We start from the raw sequence: 20359 nt of genomic DNA, 5'->3' as shown, positions 1-20359 counted from the left end.
CACCAGCGTTTATTCCCGATAGAGCTGCACATTACGCCCAAGAAGTCGCCGCTTGGGCGGTCGAACGGGAAGCGCTACTGCGCTGCAGCGAGGCGAGCTATGAGCCGCAGCGGGGAAGTGCCGCCGCATCACTGGATAGCGGCCGACGATTCCTTGCCATCATCAGTAGCTCATTTCCAGACCGGCCATCCTGACAACGAAGAAGGTGACGATCCCCAAGGCCAGGAGCAACAGCATGAAGACTGCGACCACCTTGCCGCTTGCGCGCAGCACCGCGCGGTTCTGCTTCGCCTTATCCTTATCCTTCTTCCCTTGATCGTAATGCCACTTGATGGCGAAGAACATGCCCGTGCAGAGCACGAAAGCCTTGAATGTCACGAAGACTATGGGGGTCCAATCGATCATTTTGCGTATTTCCAGTCTATTACTTGACACTATCTATCGTGAGGAGCACTGCCTCAAAACGCTGCGTCAGCAGCTTCTGTGCAAACCATCCCCCCCAGACATCCTGTTTGACTCTTTCATTATATCTACCTATGAAATAACAATGGCATCGGGCGCAGTGATTGGCCGAATGCGGATGAGAGAGGAGAAAACGTCAGCGACTGCCATGCAAGGATGCTGCCGCACGTGTTGAAGCATACTACTTCAAAACAATTTCCATACATTGAGACAAAATGTCCCAGTTGAAAACCATGCAAGATGATCATTTGGCTATCTGTTTGCCGTGATTAGGCGGGAACAAGGGAGCGGGCACAGCAGCAGGGAAGCTGCTGCCTAAGGCTAGTACTTAACCAAACGGCCGCACGCCAAACAGCACGCCATGCAGCCAAAACGCCAGCAGCAGCCACAGCGCGACCCCAGCGCCGATGGCGATCAGGGTGCCTGGCATGGTGCCGCCCGGGTACGCCACGCCGGCCGCGCGGTCGCGCAGCACGGCGGCATACAGATCCACCGACGACCAGGCGAGGAAGCCGCCGAACAGCAGCACGTCGGCCACGCTGCCGTTGGCCAGCAGATGCGCCACGGCCCAGAGTTGCGTGCCCAGCAGCATGGGGTGGTGCACCCAGGTCTTGATGCGGTTGCGCGGCACATTGGCCGCCGCCAATAAAATCAGCGAGAACAGCATCAGCAGGCCACTGGCGTGGCGCAAACCCATGGGCGGCGTCCACAGCACCAGCGCGTGCTGGCGCGCCAGGGCATAGCCCCAGATGATCAGGCCCAGCCCGGCAAACGCCACGAGCGAATACAGCCCTTTCCAGCGCTTTTCGCCGAGACGCGCCAGTTGGGCGCTGCGCCAGCCATCGGCGACGATACGCACCGAGTGCAAGCCCAGGAACAGCAGCAAACCGAGTATCAGCACCGTCATCGTCTTCTCCCGCAGTCAATAGCAGCTACCGAGCATAGACGACGCCATGGCCGGCGTCGTCCGTGCAGATCAACGTTCCTCGCGATAGTAGTCGCAGCCCTCGAACGTGGTGCGCAGCGCCTGCTGCAGCTGGGCGTAGCGCTCCGGCGTCAAATTGAAACGCACGTCGATCTGGCCGTCGTCATCCATCTGCATGGCCGCCTCGGCATCCATCTGCACGGACAAGCGGTTCGGATGCAGGATGACGGCGTGCATGTGGCCATACCAGGCAAATTCCTGGCCGCAGTATTCAATATACGGTTCGTCCATGCCCATGGCGACGTCCTGCTCGTCATACTCGTCCGCGCGCTGCAACATCAGGTAGACGGGCTCGCCTTTGCCGGCCGGCGCGGCCAGGGTGGTGATCAGGGCGTCGTCTTCATTCATGACGGACAACTCGGTGGCGGTAAATCCTGCGGACATGGCGTGCTTTCAACAAATAGAGGGATGACGCCACCATAGCGCAAAAGCGGCGCGCACGACATAGGCACGGGCGAATAAAGCGTGCCGCCCCGCAAGCCCATCGCCGCCTATAATTGCCGCTCCAACTATTTCGACAGGAGACAGCCTTGACCGCAGCATCGCCCTACACCACCCGCCTGGCCATCCCCTCCATCGCCACCTACCAGCAGCTGCGCGTGGCCGCCGGCATGAGCGCGAAAAGCACGGACGCGGCGGCCAAGGGCTTGCCACACTCCCTGTTTGCCGTGCAAATCCTGCATGGCGACGCCGTGGTGGGCATGGGCCGCATCATCGGCGATGGCGGCTGCTTCTTCCAGGTGACCGATATCGCCGTGCTGCCGGCACACCAGGGCAAGGGCCTGGGCAAGCGCATCATGCGCGAGATCATGCAATTCATCGAGACGGCGGTGCCGGAAAGCGCGTATGTCAGCCTGATCGCCGATGGCCAGGCGCAAGACCTGTACGCGCAATTCGGCTTCCAGCACACGGCGCCCGCCTCGGTCGGCATGGCGCTGAAGCGCTAGGCGCCCGATGCCTGTCTGGCTGCTATGCAGCATGGCGCTGGCGCTGCTGTTGAGCGCCGCCGCCTGGCGCGCCGAACGCGCGCGGCAGCGGCGCGGACGCCCGACGCGCTGGCTGTGGCTGGCGGCCATCGCCGCGTCCGTCATCGTGCCCCTGGCATGGCTGCCCGGCGTGCTGGCAGCCATGCCGGCGGAGCAGGCACAGCTGAAACTGGGCTGGTTTGTCTTATCCAGCGGCATGCTCTTGATGTTGGCGCTGCGCAGCATCTGGCTGCTGTCGCACCAGCGCCGCTGGCAAAAGAGCACCTTGCTGGGCACGCCCGTGTACTTGAGTGGCGGCATTGGCCCTTGCGTGGCGGGGCTGCTGCGACCGCGTATCGTGATGCCCGTCTGGCTGCAACTGATTCCTCCCCAGCAACAGGCGCTGCTGCTGGCGCACGCACAATGCCGGCTGGCCGCGCGCGACCCGCTGCTGCTGGCCCTGGCCTACGCCTTGATCGTGCTCATGCCGTGGAACCTGCCCCTGTGGTGGCAGTTGCACCGGCTGCGCTTTGCCATCGAAGTCGATTGCGACGCGCGCATGCTGGCGCACGGCCACGCGTGGCGCGACTATGCCACGGTGCTGCGTCGGCACGGCCAGTATTATTCGGGCCTGACGGGCGCCGCGCCCATCGTGCTGAACGACCCGCGCGCGCTGCGCCGGCGCCGCCATCTGATGGCCAGATTTACCGGGAAGCAGGCGGCGAACTTGCTATAGTAGCGGCAACGCCGCGCGGCGCGCCCGCGTTCCCGGCTTCCCCCTTAGAAATCAGAGAGATACCATGCTTTACCTGCTTGCCATCGTGATCGTCATCGCCCTGCTGTACTACGTCTTCAGCGGCCGCACGCCCGTCAAACCGCTGCACAAGCCACTCGTCTCGGTGCGCCAGTACGTGCCGGCGATTCCCGCGGGCGCACCGGCGCACCACTGGAACGACGAGGGGCGCTTTGCGTCGGAAGTGGAAAACGAAGCGATGTACCAGAGCGCCATCGCCACACTGGCCGGCGAACACGGTCCCGGCAACGCGGAAGAAAAATGCCTGGCCCTGCTCGTCTGCGACGATGCCAATCCGTTCCAGGACAAGGCCATCGCCGTCTTCATCGATGGCCAGCTGGTCGGTTACCTGTCGCACAACGACGCCCTGCGCCTGCGCCGCAACCTGGGCCGCATGGACCTGGTGGGCCAGCTGACCTCGTGCGACGCCGTCATCCGTGGCGGCGGCCTGTGGAACGGCAAGCGCCTGTCGTATGCCGTGTGGCTGGACTTGCAGCCCTACAATTAAGTGAACTCCCGCCACGGCCAGCGTTGTTGCGTCACACAAAGCAGTGCCGGACAGATGGCGCCGGCGCCGATGCAGACCACTGGAAGGGCAAGGAGTTCGATGCCATTATCGCCGGCAGTGGGCCAGGCATTTTGATGCACATCAAACAGCTCGCAATTTCCTGGCCGTCGCCTTGCACAAGGCCACGGCCCGTGTTTTCTTGACCCACGTCAAGCCCAGCATAAGAAAATCCCTGGCCACTACGGCAATGCTGGACTTGCCCACGTTGTCGTTCTAGCCTTGTTGCCATCCTGACTAGCGAATGACACCATGGCTTATAAATCCATCCTCGTCCACGCCGACCTGTCGCGCCATGCGCCGCAGCGCATCGCCATCGCGGCGCGGCTGGCGCACGCGCACCAGGCGCACCTGATCGGCGCGGCGATGACGGGCATGTCGCGCTTTACCCTGGAAAACAACCGCGGCATGCGCGGCGGCGCCGTGGCGGCGCAGATCAACGCCCTGCATGGGCAGGCGGATCAGGCGCTGGACCAGTTTGAAACGCTGGCGCGCCAGGCCGGCGCCGTCTCGCTCGAACGGCGTCTGATCGAAGACGATGAAGATGGCGGCATGGCCGTCAGCGCCCGCTACAGCGACTTGACAGTGCTCAGCCAGCACGACGACAGCGAAGCACTGCCCGGCGCCATGAGCGACCTGGTGCCCTACGTGATGCTGAACGCGGCGCGTCCCGTGCTGATCGTGCCGCGCAGCGGCCAGTTTGCGGAAGTCAGCAACACCGTGGTGGTGGCCTGGGATGGCAGCATGGAAGCGACGCGCGCCATCGGCCACGCCCTGCCGCTGTTGCGCGCGGCGCGCCTGGTGGTGCTGGCCCTGCTGCATCCGCCGACCGGCCATGCGCAGCCGGCCCGCCATCCGGGCGCCGACATCGCCGCCTACCTGAGCCGCCATGGCGTGCCCGTCGAGGTACGCCCGGCCGTCGCCACGGGCGACGTCGGCGCGGCGCTGCTGGCCATGGCCGCCGAAGTGCATGCGAACCTGCTGGTAATGGGCGGCTACGGCCACGCGCGCTTCCGCGAAATCCTGCTGGGCGGCGTCACGGAAACCGTGTTGCGCCAGATGACATTACCCGTGCTGATGGCGCACTGACGTAAAAAAGCCGCGCCACCCTTGCGGATGGCGCGGCTTTCAATTGACAGCGACAGCCTTAGACCTTGCGTTGCGCTACGGCATCAACCACGCACAAGGCCGTCATGTTGACGATGCGGCGCACGGTGGCCGATGGCGTCAAAATGTGCACGGGCTTGGCGCAGCCGAGCAGGATCGGACCCACGGCGATGCCGTTGCCGGCGGCCGTTTTCACCAGGTTGTAGGCGATGTTGGCCGACTCGATGTTCGGCATGACCAGCAGGTTGGCATCGTGCTTCAGTGCCGAATTCGGCATGATTTTTTGACGCAGCTTGCTGTCGAGGGCCGTATCGCCGTGCATTTCGCCGTCGATTTCCAGGTCCGGCGCGCGTTCCTTGATGATGGCCAGCGCGGCGCGCATCTTTTGCGCCGAGGCGCTGTCGCTGGAACCGAAGTTCGAATGCGACAGCAGGGCCGCGCGCGGCGACAGGCCGAAGCGGGTCATCTCTTCGGCGGCCATGATGGTGATCTCGGCCAATTGCCCGGCGTCCGGGTTTTCGTTGACGTGCGTGTCGACCATCACCAGCTGGCGCTCCGGCATGATCAAGACGTTCATGGCCGCGTAGACATTGCTGCCGGCGCGCTTGCCCAGCACCTGATCGATGTATTTCAGGTGCAGCTGGGTGGTGCCGAAGGTGCCGCAGATCATGCCGTCGGCGTCGCCCTTGTGGATCATCATCGAACCGATCAGGGTGTGGCGGCGGCGCATTTCCAGCTTCGCGTATTCCTCGGTGACGCCCTTGCGGCTGGTCATCGCGTAATACGTGTTCCAGTAATCGCGATAGCGCTCGTCGAAGTCCGGGTTGATGACGTCGAAATCGACGCCTTGCTTCAGGCGCAGGCCGAACTTCTGGATGCGCGCTTCGAGCACGGGCGGACGGCCCACCAGGATGGGGCGCGCCAGTTTTTCATCGACCACCACTTGCACGGCGCGCAGCACGCGCTCTTCTTCGCCTTCGGCGTAGACGATGCGTTTGAGTTCGGCCGGCGTGGACTTGGCCATCAGGAACAGCGGCTTCATGAAGGTGCCGCTGCGGTAGACGAATTGCTGCAGGCTGTCCGCGTACGCTTGCAAGTCCTTGATCGGACGCGTGGCGACGCCCGATTCCTCGGCTGCCTTGGCCACCGCTGGCGCGATCTTGATCAGCAAGCGCGGGTCGAACGGCATCGGGATCAGGTATTCAGGACCGAACGACAGGTTGCTGATGCCGTAGGTGGTGGCGACGATGTCCGACTGCTCGGCATGCGCCAGGTCGGCGATCGCGTGCACGACGGCGATTTCCATCTCGCGCGTGATCGTCGTCGCGCCGCAATCGAGGGCGCCGCGGAAGATGTACGGGAAGCACAGCACGTTGTTGACCTGGTTCGGATAGTCCGAACGGCCCGTGGCGATGATGGCGTCGCTGCGCACGGCCTTGACTTCTTCCGGCAGGATTTCCGGATTCGGATTGGCCAGCGCCAGGATCAGCGGGTTCGGCGCCATCTTGCGCACCATGTCCTGTTTCAGCACGCCGCCGGCGGACACGCCGAGGAAGATGTCGGCGTCCGGGATGATCTCGGCCAGGGTGCGCAGCGGCGTGTCTTGCGCGAAGCGTTCCTTGTCCGGGTCCATCAGTTCCGCGCGGCCCTTGTAGACCACGCCGGCCAGGTCGGTGACGTAGATGTTTTTCAGCGGGAAGCCCAGGTCGACGATCAGGTCCAGGCAGGCCAGCGCCGCGGCGCCCGCGCCCGACACGACCAGCTTGCAGTCCTCGATTTTCTTGCCGACGGCTTTCAGGCCGTTCAGGATGGCCGCGCCGACGATGATGGCGGTGCCGTGCTGGTCGTCATGGAAGACGGGAATCTTCATGCGGCTGCGCAGCTGGCGCTCGATGTAGAAACACTCGGGCGCCTTGATGTCTTCCAGGTTCACGCCGCCGAAGGTCGGTTCCAGCGAAGCGATGATGTCGACCAGCTTGTCCGGGTCCATTTCGTTGATTTCGATGTCGAAGACGTCGATGCCGGCGAATTTCTTGAACAGCACGCCCTTGCCTTCCATCACCGGCTTGGCGGCCAGCGGGCCGATATTGCCCAGTCCCAGCACGGCCGTGCCGTTGGTGATGACGGCCACCAGGTTGCCGCGCGCCGTATATTTATAGGCATTCGCCGGATCGATGACGATTTCTTCGCACGGTGCCGCCACGCCTGGCGAGTAGGCCAGCGCCAGGTCGCGCTGGTTGGTCAGTTGTTTGGTGGGCGTCACGCTGATTTTGCCGGGGCGCGGGCACTCGTGATATTCGAGTGCGGCCAAGCGCAATTGTTGACGCAATTCTTCTTTTTTATCAGATGACGAATCCATGCTGTGCAGCCTTCCTGTTTGGTCGATCGGGTGTTCCGGATTTTATCAGACCGATTCTTTCAATTAGCTAGGTATTTTCCGCTAGCCACAGTCTGATATCACGAAAACGCATAACCTAGCATTGTAAGGCCGTCCGGCGGCACAAACGTGCTGAGCAGGAAAAACTATCAAATTTTATATTTCAATTAGTTTTTATGATAGACCGCCGGGAGCGCGCCACAGCGGCAGCGCGGCGACGGCGCGCTCGATATCGTCCATCTCGTCGTCGCCAAGGGCGGTGTCGAACGGCGCGGACAGGATGCTGCGCATCAGCGCCAGGCGCGTCGTCGCTTGCTCCTCGTCGATGAAGCGCGTCGTCTCCGCGCAATACTGCGCGCGCCGCAAGGCATCGGCGCCATCATCGTCGCCGTCGGGATAATAGTGGCGGCCGATGTGATGCAGCGACTGCAGCAGGAATTCGATCTCGCGCAGGATGCGCAGCGCATCTTCGCCGGACAGCACGATGCGGCGGTTGGCGGGCAGCAGCGAGGGTGGCGCGGCGATATGGTCAGCCATGGCGGCATCTTTCTCTCAAGAACAAACCGCCAGCCTACGCGACTTTCCCCGCAGACGACGCCAGCCGCGCCCCCGGCGCAAAGCGCACGGCGATCAGCAATAACACCACCACGCCGCCCGCCATCACCATCCACGCCTGGGCCAGGCTGGATGAATGCTGGCGAATCAGCCCGGCGATGAACGGCATGCTGCTGGCGATGATGTAGCCGCCGCCCTGCACGAAACCCAGCAGGGCACCGGCGCCGGCCGGGTCCGTCACGTGGTCCATGCTGACGATCAGCGACAGGGGGAACAGAGAACCGATGCCGCAGCCCAGCAGGATCACGGCGGGCAACGCCAGTTGCGCCGGCGCCACGATCAGGCAGGCCAGGCCGCCCAGCACGGACAACAAAACGGACAGCAGCAGGATGCGGCGGTCGGGAAAGCGGTGGATGATGCTGGAAATCACCAGTCCCGCCAGCACTTCCACCAGAGTCAGGGCGCCCAGCAGCAAGCCGCTGTCGGCCGCGCTCCAGCCCAGTTCCGTATAAAACGGCGGCAGCCAGGCCAGCACCAGGGTGTACGCGCCCGTGCCGATGCCGAAAAATACCATCAGCAGCCAGGCGCGGCCACTGCCCACGGGCAGGCTGGCGCCCGCGCCGCCGGCCACGTCCACGCGCGCAGCGGATGCACGACGCCACAGCAGGGCGGCGGCCATGGCAGGCAGCGCCCACAGGGCCAGCAGCGCGTTCCAGCCCCAGCTTTGCGCCAGCGGTGAAGCGGACGCGGCGGCAATGGCCGCGCCGCCCATGATGCCCGTCGTATAAAAGCCCATCAACTGGCCCGCCCGCTGGGGGAAATGGCGCTTGATGAAGGCCGGCAGCAAGGCTTGCACCAGCGCGATGCCCAGGCCGCCCAGAGCTGCCGTGGCGATCAGGCCGCCGCTGCCATGCAAGGGCCAGCGCAGCGCGCAGGCGGCAGCGATGATGGCGATGCCCAGCGAGATGCCGCGCGCCACGCCCAGGCGGCGCTGCAGCTGGGCGCCCGCCAGCGCGCACACGCCCATGGCGAACACGGGCACGGTGGTCAGCAAGCCCGCGTCGGCATTGCTGATGCCCGTGCTGGCCTGGATGCTGTCGAGCAAGGGACCGATGGCGGCCAGGATGGGCCGCAAATTCAGGCCCAGCAGGATGATGGCGGCCACCAGCAGGGCGGACGAGGGCAGCGGGGAAGATACGGGGCGTTCAACAGGCATGGCAGAGTTGTCCTTGCCTCGCAGGGAGGCACATGGTTTAATGCGTCACATAATAACTTGATGAAAAGTATCTTAACATAAAGATAGAAATCTATCTTGATGTCGAGATAAATGCATACACCATGACGGATACCCCGCAAGAACACACGCGCGCGCAATTTGCCGCCGCACAATGGCAGCGCGAATTGCCGCAGATGGATACGCATGCCATGCAACTGGTGGGCCAGCTGGGCACGGTGGCCCAGCTGATGGCGCGCGACTGGCTCAACCCGCTGTTTGCCGAACATGGCTTGCAACCGGGCGAATTCGACGTGCTGGCGACCTTGCGCCGCTCGGGCGCGCCGTATGCGCTGACGCCGACGGCCCTGTACGAGGCGGCCATGCTGTCCTCGGGCGGCATGACCAACCGCATCGACCGGCTGGAAGCGGCAGGCCTGATCGAACGCCAGAAGCACCCGACGGACCGGCGCGGCGTGCTGGTGGCCCTGACGCCGAAGGGATTGGCACTGATTGAAAAGCTGGTGCTGCTGCACGTGGAGAACGAACGCGCCATGCTGTCGGCACTGAGCGCGGACGAGCAGCGCCAGCTCGACCAGTTGCTGGCCAAGCTGCTGCAGGGCATGGCGCAGGCGAAGAAAGTTTAAGGAGCGAGCAGCTGCGCCAGCTCGCGCAGCGCCGCATTGCCGCGCCGGGCCAGGCGCCGCAGGTCGGCGGGGTCGCGGCTGTCGTACAGGGCCTGGACATGGCCCACGCTGGCGGCGCGCAAGTCGATATCGCTGTCGCGGTCGGGAAGCTGGGCCTCGGCCACGTGCCCCTCGACCAGGGTCAGATAGTAATGACGGGGCTTGCCGCGCAAATTGGCGGCAAACTGCAGCACCAGGCCGCTGTCGAACAGCAGGGCGCCGCTGCGCCCGCCCTGTTCCAGCAGCACGCGAAACGCCGGCAAGGGCTGCCGCGCCGCGCGCAGGAAACCGGCCAGGTGCACCTGATAACCGAGGTCCAGGCCATTCGCGCCCAGCTGGCCGCGCTGCAGATACGCCTTGAACGATGCCAGCACCGGACGCTGGCCCCTGCGGAACAGGCGCTCGTCCTCGTACAGGCACAGCTGGCCGCCGTCGCTGATGGCGTCGAAGCCCCACGCCACCAGTTCCTGCGCCTCAAAAGTATTCAAGCCGACGGCTTGCGGGTCGCGCAGCCAGCCATGGTCGAGCCAGGATTGCAATAAGACGTGAATATCGAGAATGGGCATGGCAAGTTGCTCGGCAGTGGAAAAGACCCGTATTGTAGGCCAGCCTATAATAGCCGGGCCACACCATCACTCAACGCACAGACTACGCCATGGCCCCACACGACGCGCTTTCCGAATTCGACCTGATCAAACACTATTTCGTGCGCCAGCGCCCCGGCCGCGCCACCCTGGGCATTGGCGACGATTGCGCGCTGATGACGCCCGGCGCGGGCAAGCAGATCGCCATCTCGTCGGACATGCTGGTCGAGGACCGGCACTTCTTTGCCGGCGCCGACGCCCGCATGCTCGGTCATAAAAGCCTGGCCGTGAATCTGTCCGACCTGGCCGCCATGGGCGCGCGGCCCGTGGCATTTACCTTGGCCCTGGCCCTGCCGCAAGCGCAGCGCAGCTGGCTGGCCGGCTTTGCCGAAGGCCTGTTTGCGCTGGCCGACGCCTTTGATTGCGAACTCATCGGCGGCGACACCACCAAGGGGCCTTTGAATATCTGCATCACCGTATTCGGCGAACTGACACCGGGCCAGGCCCTGCGCCGCAGCGCTGCCGTGGCGGGCGACGATATCTGGGTCAGCGGCACCCTGGGCGACGCGCGCCTGGCGCTGGCAGGCTACCGCGTGGAACAGGAACTGGCGCCAGCCGACCTGCTGACGGCCGCCGCGCGCATGCACACGCCCACGCCGCGCGTGGCGCTCGGCTGCGCCCTGGCCGAAGCGGGCCTGGCGCATGCGGCCATCGACATTTCCGACGGCCTGGTCGGAGACCTCGGTCACATCTTGAAAGCGTCGCAAGTGGGCGCCACCCTCGACGTCGACGCCCTGCCGGCCGGCCCCGTGCTGGCGCGGCAGGAAACCAGCTTGCGCCGCCGCTACACGGCCGCCGGCGGCGACGATTATGAGCTGTGCTTCACGGCGCCCCCATCGTCGCGCGAGGGCATCGCCGCGCTGGCGCTCAGCTGCGGCACGGCCGTCACGCGCGTGGGCCGTATCGAGGCGGTTAGCGGCTTGCGGCTGGTCGATGCGGCCGGGCAGCCGCTCGATCTGGCCTTGAGTTCTTTCGACCACTTCAGCGAGTAAATTCTACCGCACCGCCACGCGCGCCAGCCCCGGCTGGTTCACCATCCAGTAGTGCTGGAAGGCCAGGCGGATGTTGTCGCGCAGCTGGGTGTCGTCCCACGGTTTCGTATAAAAACGGTAGATGGCGCCGCGGTTGATCGAGTCGAGCACCGCTTCCAGGCCCGTGTAGCCGGACAGGATGATGCGGATGGTTTCCGGGTACAGCTCTTTGACTTTGCTCAAGAATTCCGTGCCGCTCATGCTGGGCATGCGCTGGTCGCAGACGATGACGTGGACCCTGTGCAGGGCCAGCATTTCAAACCCTTCGGCCGGTGTGCTGGCCGTGAGGATCTGGTAGCCCTCGGGACGGAACAGGCGGTGCAAGGACGACAGTACGTTGACGTCGTCGTCGACGATGAGCAGGGTTTGCGCCGGCTGGGCAGCGGGATCGTGGCCGGGCGGCAGGCCGGCGCCGGCGGCGATCATCTGCCCCAGTTCCAGCGCCGGCAGGGCGCGGCTGAAATAAAAGCCCTGGATCTCGTCGCAGCGGTTGCGCCGCAGGTACTCGAGCTGCGGGCGCGATTCCACGCCCTCGGCCACCACGCTCAGTTTCAGGCTGTGCGCCATGCTGACGATGGCCAGCGCGATGGCCGCGTCGTTCGGATTGCTGGTGATGTTGCGCACGAAGGCGATGTCGATTTTCAGCTTGTCGATGGGGAAGCGCTGCAGATACGCGAGGCTGGAATAGCCGGTGCCGAAATCGTCGATGGCCACCTTCACGCCGATTTTCTTCAATTTGCCCAGCACGACGATGGTGCGCTCGGCGTTCGACATCAGCGCCGTTTCCGTCAGTTCCAGTTCCAGCAATTCCGGCGCCACGCCGTACTGCGCCAGCGCGCGCGTCACTTCGCCTTCCAGGTCGCCTTCGGCAAACTGGCGGCTCGACACATTCACGGCCACGCGCACGGGTCCCACTTCGCTGTCGCGCCACTCGGCGATCTGGCGGCAGGCGGCCTGGATCACCCAGGCGCCCACGCGCACGATCAGGCCCGTGTCTTCCAGCACCGGCACGAATTCGGCCGGCGCCACCAGGCCGTAGCCGGGACGGCGCCAGCGCAGCAGCGCTTCCACGCCGCTGATGCGGCCCGTGCGCAAGTCCACCTTCGGCTGGTAGTACAGGATGAACTGGTCATGTTCGAGCGCATGGCGCAACGCCAGTTCCAGGTCCAGGCGCGCCAGCACCTGCACGTTCATGCCGGCCGTGAAAAAACGGTAGCCGTCGCGCCCCGCCTGCTTGGCGCCGCCCATGGCCGTATTCGCGTATTTGATCAGCGTTTCCGGGTCGGTGGCGTCGTCCGGATACATGGCGATGCCGATGCTGGCCGTCAGGGTGGCCGCGTGGCCGCGCAAGTCAAACGGCGCGCGCAAGGCTTCGCGCACCTGGTTCGCTACCGCCACGGCTTCCTGCTGGTTGCGGCTCATGGTGAGTATCAGCGCGAATTCGTCGTTGCCCAGGCGCCCCACCGTGTCGCGCAGGCGCACGCATTCGACCAGGCGGTTGCTGAACTGGCGCAATAGCTCGTCGCCCAGCGCCGCGCCCAGGGTGTCGTTGATGCTTTTGAAGCGGTCGAGCGCGATGAACAGCACCACGATGCGCCAGCTTTTTTCCTGCGCCAGTTCGACCGCCTGCGCCAGCGTCTGGTAGAACAGGCTGCGGTTCGGCAGGCCCGTCAAGCCATCGTAATGGGCCAGGTGCTTCAGCCGCTCCTGCGTCTGGCGCCGTTCGCTGATGTCGCGCGCCACGGCGATCAGCAGCAGGCCACCCGTGGCATGGCCGCCGGCCACGGGCGCCTGCGCATACCAGTGCCAGCCCAGTTCCACGGGCACCAGGCTCAGGTCGCGCCGCACCAGTTCGCATTCCGTCACTTCCGTGGCCAGGTGGCCCGGACCACCCGGCAGCGCGGCCAGGGGCGGGGCCGGCGGCGATGGCAGCAAGGTGCCGGGCGCCAGCGCCAGCAGTTCGGCGCGCGCATAGCCGAGCAGGCGGCACGCGCCGTCGTTGACGTCGACCAGGGTCATGCCCAGCACGTCGACGAGGAAGATGGCGTCGGTGGTGGCGTCCATGGCGCCGCGAAAGCGCTGCAGTTCGGCCGTGCGCTGGCCCACCGTGCGTTCGAGCAAGGTGTTGTAGTGGCGCGCGGCGCGGTGCAGCAGCCGCACTTCAAGCATGTTGCGGATGCGCGTGAGCACTTCGAGCGCGTCGAAGGGCTTGCTGATGAAGTCGCGCGCGCCCGCTTCCAGCGCGGCCAGCTTGGCGTCCGGGTCGGCGGCGATCACCAGCACGGGCAGGTAGCCTTCCAGCTCCAGCGGGCGCAAGGCATCCATCACGTCGTAGCCGCTCATGCCGGGCATCACCAGGTCGAGGATGATCAGGTCGAACTGCTGGCGCTGGTGCAGGCCGGCCACGGCGTGCGCGTCGAGGGTGCTGCTGATGGCCGTGTAGCCGCCGCTTTCCAGCAAATGCGCGAGCAGGCGCAAATTGACTTCCTGGTCGTCGACGATGAGAATTTTCGCCGCATAGATATCGGCCTGGCTGATCATGGCGCGCCTGTTCCCTTTTGCCGGCGCTGCCGCGCCACATAGGCCAGGGTGCTGTTGATCGCCTCGGTAAATTCATCGAGGTTGATCGGCTTGGTCAGGTAGCGGTAAAAGCCCAGCGCCATGCTGCGCTCCACGTCGCCAGGCATGGCGTTGGCCGTCAGGGCGATGACGGGGATGTGCGCCGTGCGCGGATCGGCGCGCAACAGTTTCAGCGCATCCGTGCCGTTCACATGGGGCAGGTTGATGTCCATCAAGATCAGCTGCGGCAAATGCGTGCGCGCCATCTCCACGCCCAGGCGGCCATCCGTGGCCGTCAGCAGCTGCAATTGCGGGCAGTAGCGGACGATTTCCTCGACCAGCGTCAGGTTGGCGGGATTGTCTTCCACGTACAGCAAGGTCACGAGGGCGCTGTGCTCGAGCAGCGCGCCGGCCAGGTCCGGCCGCGGCAAGACCGGGGCCACGGGAATGGGCACGGCGTCGACCACGCGCAGCTCGATCCAGAAAGTGCTGCCCTCGCCGGGTGCACTGGCCACGCCAATGTTGCCGTCCATCAATTCCACCAGGCGCTTGGTGACCACCAGGCCGATGCCGCTGCCCTCCTCCGTGCCGCCTTCCTGCCCCAGCCGGTTGAAGGGCTGGAACAGCAGCGCCAGCTGTTCGGCATCGAGACCCACGCCCGTGTCGCGCACGCTGATGCGCACCCGTCCGCCAGCGTGCGGCGCGCAATCGATGGCCACCTGCCCCTGCTCGCGGTTGTACTTGAGCGCATTCGACAGCAGGTTCAACAGAATTTGCTTGAGGCGCGTGCGGTCGGCCAGCACGTTCAGGGGACAGGCATCGGGAAAAGCCATGCCGATGCCGCGCTGGCTGGCCAGCGGCGCGATCATGTCGCGGCATTCCTGCAAGATGGCGTCCAGGCCCACCGGTTCCAGCGACAGGCTGACCGTGCCCGACTCCACCTTCGCCAGGTCGAGGATTTCATTGATCAAGGTCAACAAATGGCGGCCCGATTTGAGGATATGGCCGGCGAATTCCTTCTTTTGCTCCAGGGTCGACGGCAGGCGGTCGGAACTGAGGATTTGCGCGAAGCCCAGGATGGCGTTCAGCGGCGTGCGCAATTCATGGCTCATCGACGACAGGAAGGCCGACTTGGCATAGTTGGCGCTGCGCGCCTCCTCCATCGCCATGGCCAGTTCGCCATTCGTCATTTCCAGCTGCATCGTGCGCTCGTGCACGCGCACTTCCAGTTCCTGGTTCAGGCGCATGACTTCCTGCTGCGCCTGGGTGCGCTGCTCGCCTTCGCGCGCCAGTTCGCCATTCGAGCGTTCCAGCGCGTGCGTGCGCAGCTCGATCTCGGCCAGCATCTTGTTGAAGGAATCGACCAGCTGCGCTACTTCGTCGTCGCTGAGCTTGCGCGCGCGGCGCGAGTAGTCGCCCGTCTCGATCACTTCGCGCGCCACGTCGGCGATATCGAGGATGGGCTGCGTGATGACGAAATCGAGGCGGCGCAGCAACAGCAAAGCCACCAGCAGCGCCAGCACCGTCACGCCCAGCGCGATGGCCAGGTAGTCGGCCGTGCGGCCGGCCAGCTCATAATCGGCGCGCAGATACACGGTGCCCAGCAGCTCGCCATTGTCGACGATGGGTTTGAACAATTCCACCGAGCTGCCGGCGATGCTTTCGCCTTCCTTGCCCACCTTCGCCGGCAGCGCGCCCACGCGCTCGTTCGCGCGGTAGCTGGCAAACAGGCTGCCGTCGGCCTTGTACAGGGCGCCGGCCGTCACGCGCGGGCGGATGCGCATCAGGTTCAGGTTTTCCAGCGCCAGACGTTCGTCGTCGAAGGCCAGCGCGGCCGAACTCATGTGCCCCAGCAGCTCGGCCTGGGTACTGATGTCGGCCACCAGGTTGCGGTGATAGGCGCGCAAGTCGTAGACGACGATGGTGCCCAGCGAAATGACGAGCGCCACCAGGGTGGTCAGCAAGACCACCGACATCAGCTTGTGGCGGATGGAACGCAGTCGCAGCATGGTCAGGCGCCCCCCGTCTGCACGCGATAGGCGGCCAGCAGCATGCGCGCGCTGATGCGGATATGCGCCAGCGCCACGGGTTTCAAGGCCACGTCGAAGCGCACCTTGTCTTCGGCCATCACAAAATTGATCATGCTGCCCATCGCGTAGACCTCATCCGAATCGGACACCGTCAACAACGCCAGGCCACGGCTGGCGGCCAGCATCTCCTGCAGCGCCGTTTTTTCCAGCGCGCCCAGGTACAGCACGTGCAGCCCGGCCAGCGCTTCGCCGCGGCGCACTTTTTTCACCTGCACGGCGCGGCCGTTGACGCTGTGCCCGGCCACGCTCAGTTCGAGCTGCTCGGCCAGCGCGTCGGCGCCCGCCACGCCGATCACCAGCGGAGAGTCGGGCCGGGCAAAGCTGCCGTCCGGCCACTCGACAAAGCCGGCAAACTTGTACAGATACGCGGCCTTGACCTGGCGTTCCAGTTCACCTGGCACCTGCGCCCGCACGTCGGCGCACAGCACGCCCAGGAACAGCAATAGCCAGCCCCAGCGAAGAGGGCGGCGGCCGGCGCCGCGCGCGGGGCGGCGCAGGGGGCCAGCATGACGCCACCAGGTCCAGTTCAGAATTGCCATGACAACCGAGTAAGATAATGCATACGAAGGCGCGGCACCATGCCGCTTGCCGGTTCGGGCGATGCGCACCAGGGTGGCGCAGCGACAGAGCGCCTGCCGGCCCGAAGTGGTAGCAAATGTATAAAAGAGTGTACGCATTTTCGCTGTTACCGGGGAAAGTTTCTTTTACCGTTGGCCATGCTACAGTCTCGCCACCCTTACCACCGCATGCAGGAGTCCTCCATGAGCAACACACTCGCCTCCCTCTCCACCGCCGTCGGCCTGGCCTTGCAGGCGAAGGGCCTGCTGCTGGCCACGGCCGAATCGTGCACGGGCGGCGGCGTGGCCCAGGCCGTCACCGACATCAGCGGGTCGAGCGCCTGGTTCGATCGGGGCTTCGTCACCTATTCCAACGGGGCCAAGAGCGGCATGCTGGGCGTGCCCGCCGAGCTGATCGCCGCCCACGGCGCCGTCAGCGAGGAAGTGGCCGCCGCCATGGCGCAGGGAGCGCTGGCGCACAGCGATGCTCAGGTGGCGGTCTCGACCACGGGCATCGCCGGCCCCACGGGCGGCGTGCCCGGCAAGCCCGTCGGCACCGTCTGCTTCGGCTGGGCCATGGACGGGCGCGCACAAACAGAGCGCCGGGTATTTGCCGGTGACCGGCAAGCCGTGCGCGAGCAGGCCGTTCTGCATGCCCTGCAGGGCCTCTTGCGCTTTATCCAGTAGCCCCGGCGATGCAGGCACGGTCGCGGCCCGCCTGCTTGGCCGCATACAGGGCGCTGTCGGCGCGCAGCAGCAACTCGTGGCGGCCGGCGCCATGGCGCGGATACTCGGCGATGCCCGCCGAAAAGGTGCAGCCCGTCAAGCTGTGCGGCGCCTGCCGGATCAGCAACTGGCGGTAGCGCGCGGCGATATCGTCGATCTTGTGCGCGGCGATGACGCTGTCGGCTTCGCGCAACAGCAGGCAGAATTCCTCGCCGCCATAGCGGCACACCATGTCGCTGCCGCGCAGCTGGCTCTCCACCAGGCGCGCGAACTGGATCAGCACTGCATCGCCAAAGTTGTGCCCGTAGGTATCGTTGACGCGCTTGAAGAAATCCAGGTCGATGATGGCGATGGCCACGGGGGCGTCCGCATCGGCCGCGTGCAGGATGGCATTGAGGCAGGTTTCAAAATGGCGGCGGTTGTACAGGCCCGTCAGGTGGTCGCGCATGGCCTGCTCCTTCAGGCTGTCCTGCAGCGAATTGACGTGCAGGATCTGGTGCGCCAGTTCGCGGTTCAGATGTTCGAGCTTGACGTTTTCCGTCTCGCGCGCCGCCTGCAGCTCCAGCGCCTTGTCGCGCTCGGCCTTCAGGCTGTGCATTTCCTTTTCCAGGTTGCGCATCAGGCTGCGCGAGGCGCGCGCCGACTTGCTGCTGGCCTCGAACACGGCCTGGTATTGCTGCAGAAAGCCGTACGCCGCCTGCCATTCGCCCAGCTGGGCATTGATCTCGGCCAATCCCCGCAAAATCTGTTGCTGGTGAAACGGATTGCGCGTCCAGCTCAGCAGGCTGTGCGCCTGCGTCAGCGAGGCCAGCGCCTGCGCCGTCTGGCCCGCGTGCAGGTCCAGCTTGCCGCGCACCAGCCACGCGTGCATCTGCTCTTCCAGGTCCTGGCCGCGGCGCGCATAGTCTTCGGCGCGCAGCAGCAGTTGCAGCGCGCTGTCGGGCCGCTGCAGCAAGATGGCGGCGTGCGCGGCGATGCAGAACAAAAAGGCGCGCACGGCCAGGTCTTCTTCCGGCCACTCGTAAAACGGTTCCACCAGCGCCAGCGCCTCGGCCGGCTTGCCTGTGGCTAATAAACACATGGCCAGGTTGGCCGAGACGATGGTTTGCTGGTATTTGAGCTTTTGCGTGCCGATGATCTCGAGCGCCTCGGCCAGCAGGGGAATCGCGTCTTCATCGTTGCCCAGGTCATGCTGCGACGACGCCAGGTTCGACAGGCTGTTGACGCGGTGCGCGGGGCTGCCGAAGCGTTCGGCGATGTCCAGCGCCAGCAAAAAATTGCGCGGGCCGTCTTGCGTATCGCCACGGTTCAGGGCGTCGACGCCCAGGCGCGCATACAACATGAACTTGTGCAAGGAATCGGGGATCTGCGCGGCCTGGCTGCGCGCCTGCAGGAAATGCTGCTCGGCATCGGCAAAGTCGCCGCGCCGGCTCGCATACGCGCCCTGCAGGGCGGCCACTTCCATGCCCCCTTCCAGGTCGCCGCTGTGCTGGAAATACGCGTGCAGGCGCTCGCACGACGGTTCAGCCTCGCCCGCGTAATACGCGAGCCAGCAATGATTGAGTTCCGCATACGCGCCGCCGCGCGCATACTGTTGTCGTTGCGCCGCCGCCAGCGCCATCTGCGCCAGCCGGCGCGCCTGGCGGCGGTTGCCGACCAGGCAAGACAGGGCTTGCTGATTCAAACGGTCAATGTCGGCTTTATCGAGACTGGAGATCGGCACTGCGTCCTCGTTCACACTCTGGGGTGGATTTTTCACACAAAACTTGCTCTGTATCAATGGTATCCTGATTAACATCATAACCAGATTCGCTGTTCCGCATGGCATATTTGCAAAGGATTGTGGTAAAAATGCCAGTCGTGGCCTGGCCTGGCGCCCGCGCCGCTGTCACGGATCTTTGATTGTCACTGACGCAACAACTTGGAGTAGTCGCAATGCAAAACACGGTACATTTCATCCTGCAGGGCAAGGGCGGCATCGGCAAGACCCTGGTATCGACCCTGCTGGCCCAGTGGATAGGCGGCAAGGACGACACGCCCTTGCGCTGCTATGACACCGATCAGGAAAACGCCACGTTCTCGCGCTACAAGGCGATGCAGGTCAAGCATGTGCCCGTGATGACGGATGCGCGCAACATCGACCCGAAACGCTTCGACGCGCTGATGATCGACATCCTCGAAACAGACGGCAACTGCGTGATCGACAATGGCGCCAACACCTTTTCGCCGCTGATGGGCTATCTGCTGGAAAACGATTGTTTCTCGCTGCTGGAAGAATCGGGCCGCAAGGTGTACATCCACACCATCGTCGGCGGCGGCGACACCTTGCACGATACGGCCACGGGCTTTGTCGCCACGGCGCAAGCGACGAAAGTGCCGCTGGTGCTGTGGCAAAACGAACACTTCGGCCTGCTGCAATCGGCGTCCGGCAAGCAGTTTGTCGAATCGCAGTCGTATGCCGACAACCGCGCGCGCGTGAAAGGCAGCATCACCTTGAGCCAGCGCAATCCCGACACCTTCGGCGCGGATGTGAAAAAAATGAACACGGCACGCCTGACGATGCAGGAAGTGATGCAGAACGACAAGTTCAACATCATGGAAAAACAGCGCATCAAGGTCGTCTACCGCGACATCTTCGAACAACTCGACAAGGTGCAATGGTAGATGGACCAGCACAAACTGCGCAGCCATGTGTTCGACAAGACGGGCATCAAGATCGACGTCGATGACCCGATATTCGCCCTGGTGGCGCTGAACGAAGCGGTGCTGGCGGAAACCGTCGAGCGCCAGCTGGCCCTGCTGAACTCTGCCACGCAAGCGCTGGCGGCGCAGGCGCGCGCGGCGGGCGGCTTGCCGGCCGAACCGGCGCCAGCCATGCCCCAGCCCGCGCCGCAAGCGCCGGCAGCATCGCCATCGCCGGCCGGCTTTACGCCGCGCGAATGGCGTTTGCTGGGCGCGGCCGCCATCGTCTCCGTCGCCTGCGCGCTGCTGGTGCTGGGCGGCGCGACCCTGCTGTATAAACTGTAGTACCGTCGCGCTGCGCC

20 protein-coding genes are annotated in these 20359 nt (G+C 64.8%); 9 read left to right on the top strand and 11 right to left on the bottom strand.

The annotated features are described in order from the left end of the window. Positions 1-162 precede the first annotated feature (162 nt). The 3 genes from K0F86_RS01465 to K0F86_RS01455 form a co-directional block, all read right to left on the bottom strand. Positions 163-405 (bottom strand): hypothetical protein, encoded by a 243-nt coding sequence (locus K0F86_RS01465; RefSeq protein WP_219132614.1) that lies wholly within the window; start codon positions 403-405, stop codon positions 163-165. Between the two features lie 385 nt (positions 406-790). Beyond that, positions 791-1369: an NnrU family protein gene (locus K0F86_RS01460; protein ID WP_219132613.1), complete on the bottom strand. Its 579-nt coding sequence runs from the start codon at positions 1367-1369 to the stop codon at positions 791-793. Between the two features lie 69 nt (positions 1370-1438). After that, on the bottom strand, positions 1439-1831 hold the full coding sequence (locus tag K0F86_RS01455; protein ID WP_096237964.1) for an Imm10 family immunity protein: 393 nt from the start codon (positions 1829-1831) through the stop codon (positions 1439-1441). A gap of 146 nt (positions 1832-1977) precedes the next feature. On the opposite strand from K0F86_RS01455, the gene K0F86_RS01450 reads away from it, so the two are divergent. From K0F86_RS01450 to K0F86_RS01435, 4 genes are all read left to right on the top strand, one after another. Further along, the gene (locus K0F86_RS01450; protein WP_257571934.1) at positions 1978-2394 is read left to right on the top strand and encodes a GNAT family N-acetyltransferase; all 417 of its coding nucleotides are present in this window, start codon (positions 1978-1980) and stop codon (positions 2392-2394) included. Between the two features lie 7 nt (positions 2395-2401). After that, positions 2402-3148 carry a M56 family metallopeptidase gene (locus K0F86_RS01445; protein WP_219132612.1) on the top strand — a complete coding sequence of 249 codons (747 nt, stop codon included), beginning with the start codon at positions 2402-2404 and terminating at the stop codon, positions 3146-3148. A 64-nt stretch (positions 3149-3212) separates the two neighbouring features. Then, a complete protein-coding gene (locus tag K0F86_RS01440) occupies positions 3213-3713 on the top strand; it encodes a hypothetical protein (RefSeq protein WP_219132611.1) in 501 nt (166 codons plus the stop codon). 309 nt (positions 3714-4022) lie between these two features. After that, positions 4023-4859 (top strand): universal stress protein, encoded by an 837-nt coding sequence (locus tag K0F86_RS01435; protein ID WP_219132610.1) that lies wholly within the window; start codon positions 4023-4025, stop codon positions 4857-4859. Positions 4860-4917: 58 nt separating this feature from the next. Here K0F86_RS01435 and K0F86_RS01430 read toward each other — a convergent pair whose 3' ends face one another. The 3 genes from K0F86_RS01430 to K0F86_RS01420 all read right to left on the bottom strand — a co-directional run bounded on the left by K0F86_RS01430 (position 4918) and on the right by K0F86_RS01420 (position 9025). Then, positions 4918-7236, bottom strand: coding sequence for an NADP-dependent malic enzyme (locus K0F86_RS01430; RefSeq protein WP_219132609.1), 2319 nt, complete (start codon positions 7234-7236; stop codon positions 4918-4920). A gap of 192 nt (positions 7237-7428) precedes the next feature. Continuing rightward, positions 7429-7791: a hypothetical protein gene (locus tag K0F86_RS01425; protein ID WP_219132608.1), complete on the bottom strand. Its 363-nt coding sequence runs from the start codon at positions 7789-7791 to the stop codon at positions 7429-7431. Between the two features lie 34 nt (positions 7792-7825). After that, on the bottom strand, positions 7826-9025 hold the full coding sequence (locus K0F86_RS01420) for an MFS transporter (RefSeq protein ID WP_219132607.1): 1200 nt from the start codon (positions 9023-9025) through the stop codon (positions 7826-7828). 122 nt (positions 9026-9147) lie between these two features. Here K0F86_RS01420 and K0F86_RS01415 point away from each other — a divergent pair, with 122 nt between their 5' ends. Then, the gene (locus K0F86_RS01415; RefSeq protein ID WP_219132606.1) at positions 9148-9669 is read left to right on the top strand and encodes a MarR family winged helix-turn-helix transcriptional regulator; all 522 of its coding nucleotides are present in this window, start codon (positions 9148-9150) and stop codon (positions 9667-9669) included. On the opposite strand, the gene K0F86_RS01410 is transcribed toward K0F86_RS01415, so the two are convergent. Next, on the bottom strand, positions 9666-10274 hold the full coding sequence (locus K0F86_RS01410) for a hypothetical protein (protein WP_219132605.1): 609 nt from the start codon (positions 10272-10274) through the stop codon (positions 9666-9668). The genes K0F86_RS01415 and K0F86_RS01410 overlap by 4 nt on opposite strands. 89 nt (positions 10275-10363) lie before the next feature. On the opposite strand from K0F86_RS01410, the gene thiL reads away from it, so the two are divergent. Continuing rightward, positions 10364-11344: a thiamine-phosphate kinase gene (gene thiL, locus K0F86_RS01405; RefSeq protein WP_219132604.1), complete on the top strand. Its 981-nt coding sequence runs from the start codon at positions 10364-10366 to the stop codon at positions 11342-11344. 3 nt (positions 11345-11347) lie between these two features. Here the strand turns inward: thiL and K0F86_RS01400 are convergent, their stop codons facing one another. Genes K0F86_RS01400 through K0F86_RS01390 form a run of 3 tightly spaced genes read right to left on the bottom strand, consistent with a single transcriptional unit; the run spans position 11348 to position 16571 of the window. Then, positions 11348-13924 (bottom strand): EAL domain-containing protein, encoded by a 2577-nt coding sequence (locus K0F86_RS01400; protein ID WP_219132603.1) that lies wholly within the window; start codon positions 13922-13924, stop codon positions 11348-11350. Next, complete coding sequence (locus K0F86_RS01395) at positions 13921-15951, bottom strand: ATP-binding protein (protein ID WP_219132602.1); 2031 nt, start codon at positions 15949-15951, stop codon at positions 13921-13923. Before K0F86_RS01395 ends, K0F86_RS01400 begins: the two co-directional genes overlap by 4 nt. A 2-nt stretch (positions 15952-15953) precedes the next feature. Next, a complete protein-coding gene (locus tag K0F86_RS01390) occupies positions 15954-16571 on the bottom strand; it encodes a YfiR family protein (RefSeq protein ID WP_219132601.1) in 618 nt (205 codons plus the stop codon). A 222-nt stretch (positions 16572-16793) separates the two neighbouring features. Here K0F86_RS01390 and K0F86_RS01385 point away from each other — a divergent pair, with 222 nt between their 5' ends. Beyond that, positions 16794-17276: a CinA family protein gene (locus tag K0F86_RS01385; protein ID WP_219132600.1), complete on the top strand. Its 483-nt coding sequence runs from the start codon at positions 16794-16796 to the stop codon at positions 17274-17276. Here the strand turns inward: K0F86_RS01385 and K0F86_RS01380 are convergent. Further along, positions 17266-19038, bottom strand: a complete 1773-nt coding sequence (locus K0F86_RS01380; protein ID WP_257571933.1) for a diguanylate cyclase — start codon at positions 19036-19038, stop codon at positions 17266-17268. The genes K0F86_RS01385 and K0F86_RS01380 overlap by 11 nt on opposite strands. Before the next feature lie 212 nt (positions 19039-19250). Between K0F86_RS01380 and K0F86_RS01375 the strand changes: the two genes are divergently transcribed. Together K0F86_RS01375 and K0F86_RS01370 are read left to right on the top strand one after the other, a co-directional pair. After that, positions 19251-19979, top strand: a complete 729-nt coding sequence (locus tag K0F86_RS01375) for a hypothetical protein (protein WP_219132599.1) — start codon at positions 19251-19253, stop codon at positions 19977-19979. Further along, positions 19980-20342, top strand: a complete 363-nt coding sequence (locus tag K0F86_RS01370) for a hypothetical protein (protein ID WP_219132598.1) — start codon at positions 19980-19982, stop codon at positions 20340-20342. Positions 20343-20359: the final 17 nt, after the last annotated feature.

Origin of the sequence: Janthinobacterium sp. UMAB-60 (assembly GCF_900095235.1) — a bacterium.
GTDB lineage: Bacteria > Pseudomonadota > Gammaproteobacteria > Burkholderiales > Burkholderiaceae_D > Janthinobacterium.
Note: the sequence above shows the minus strand (reverse complement) of the source record. Positions and strands in the feature narration are given on the sequence as shown.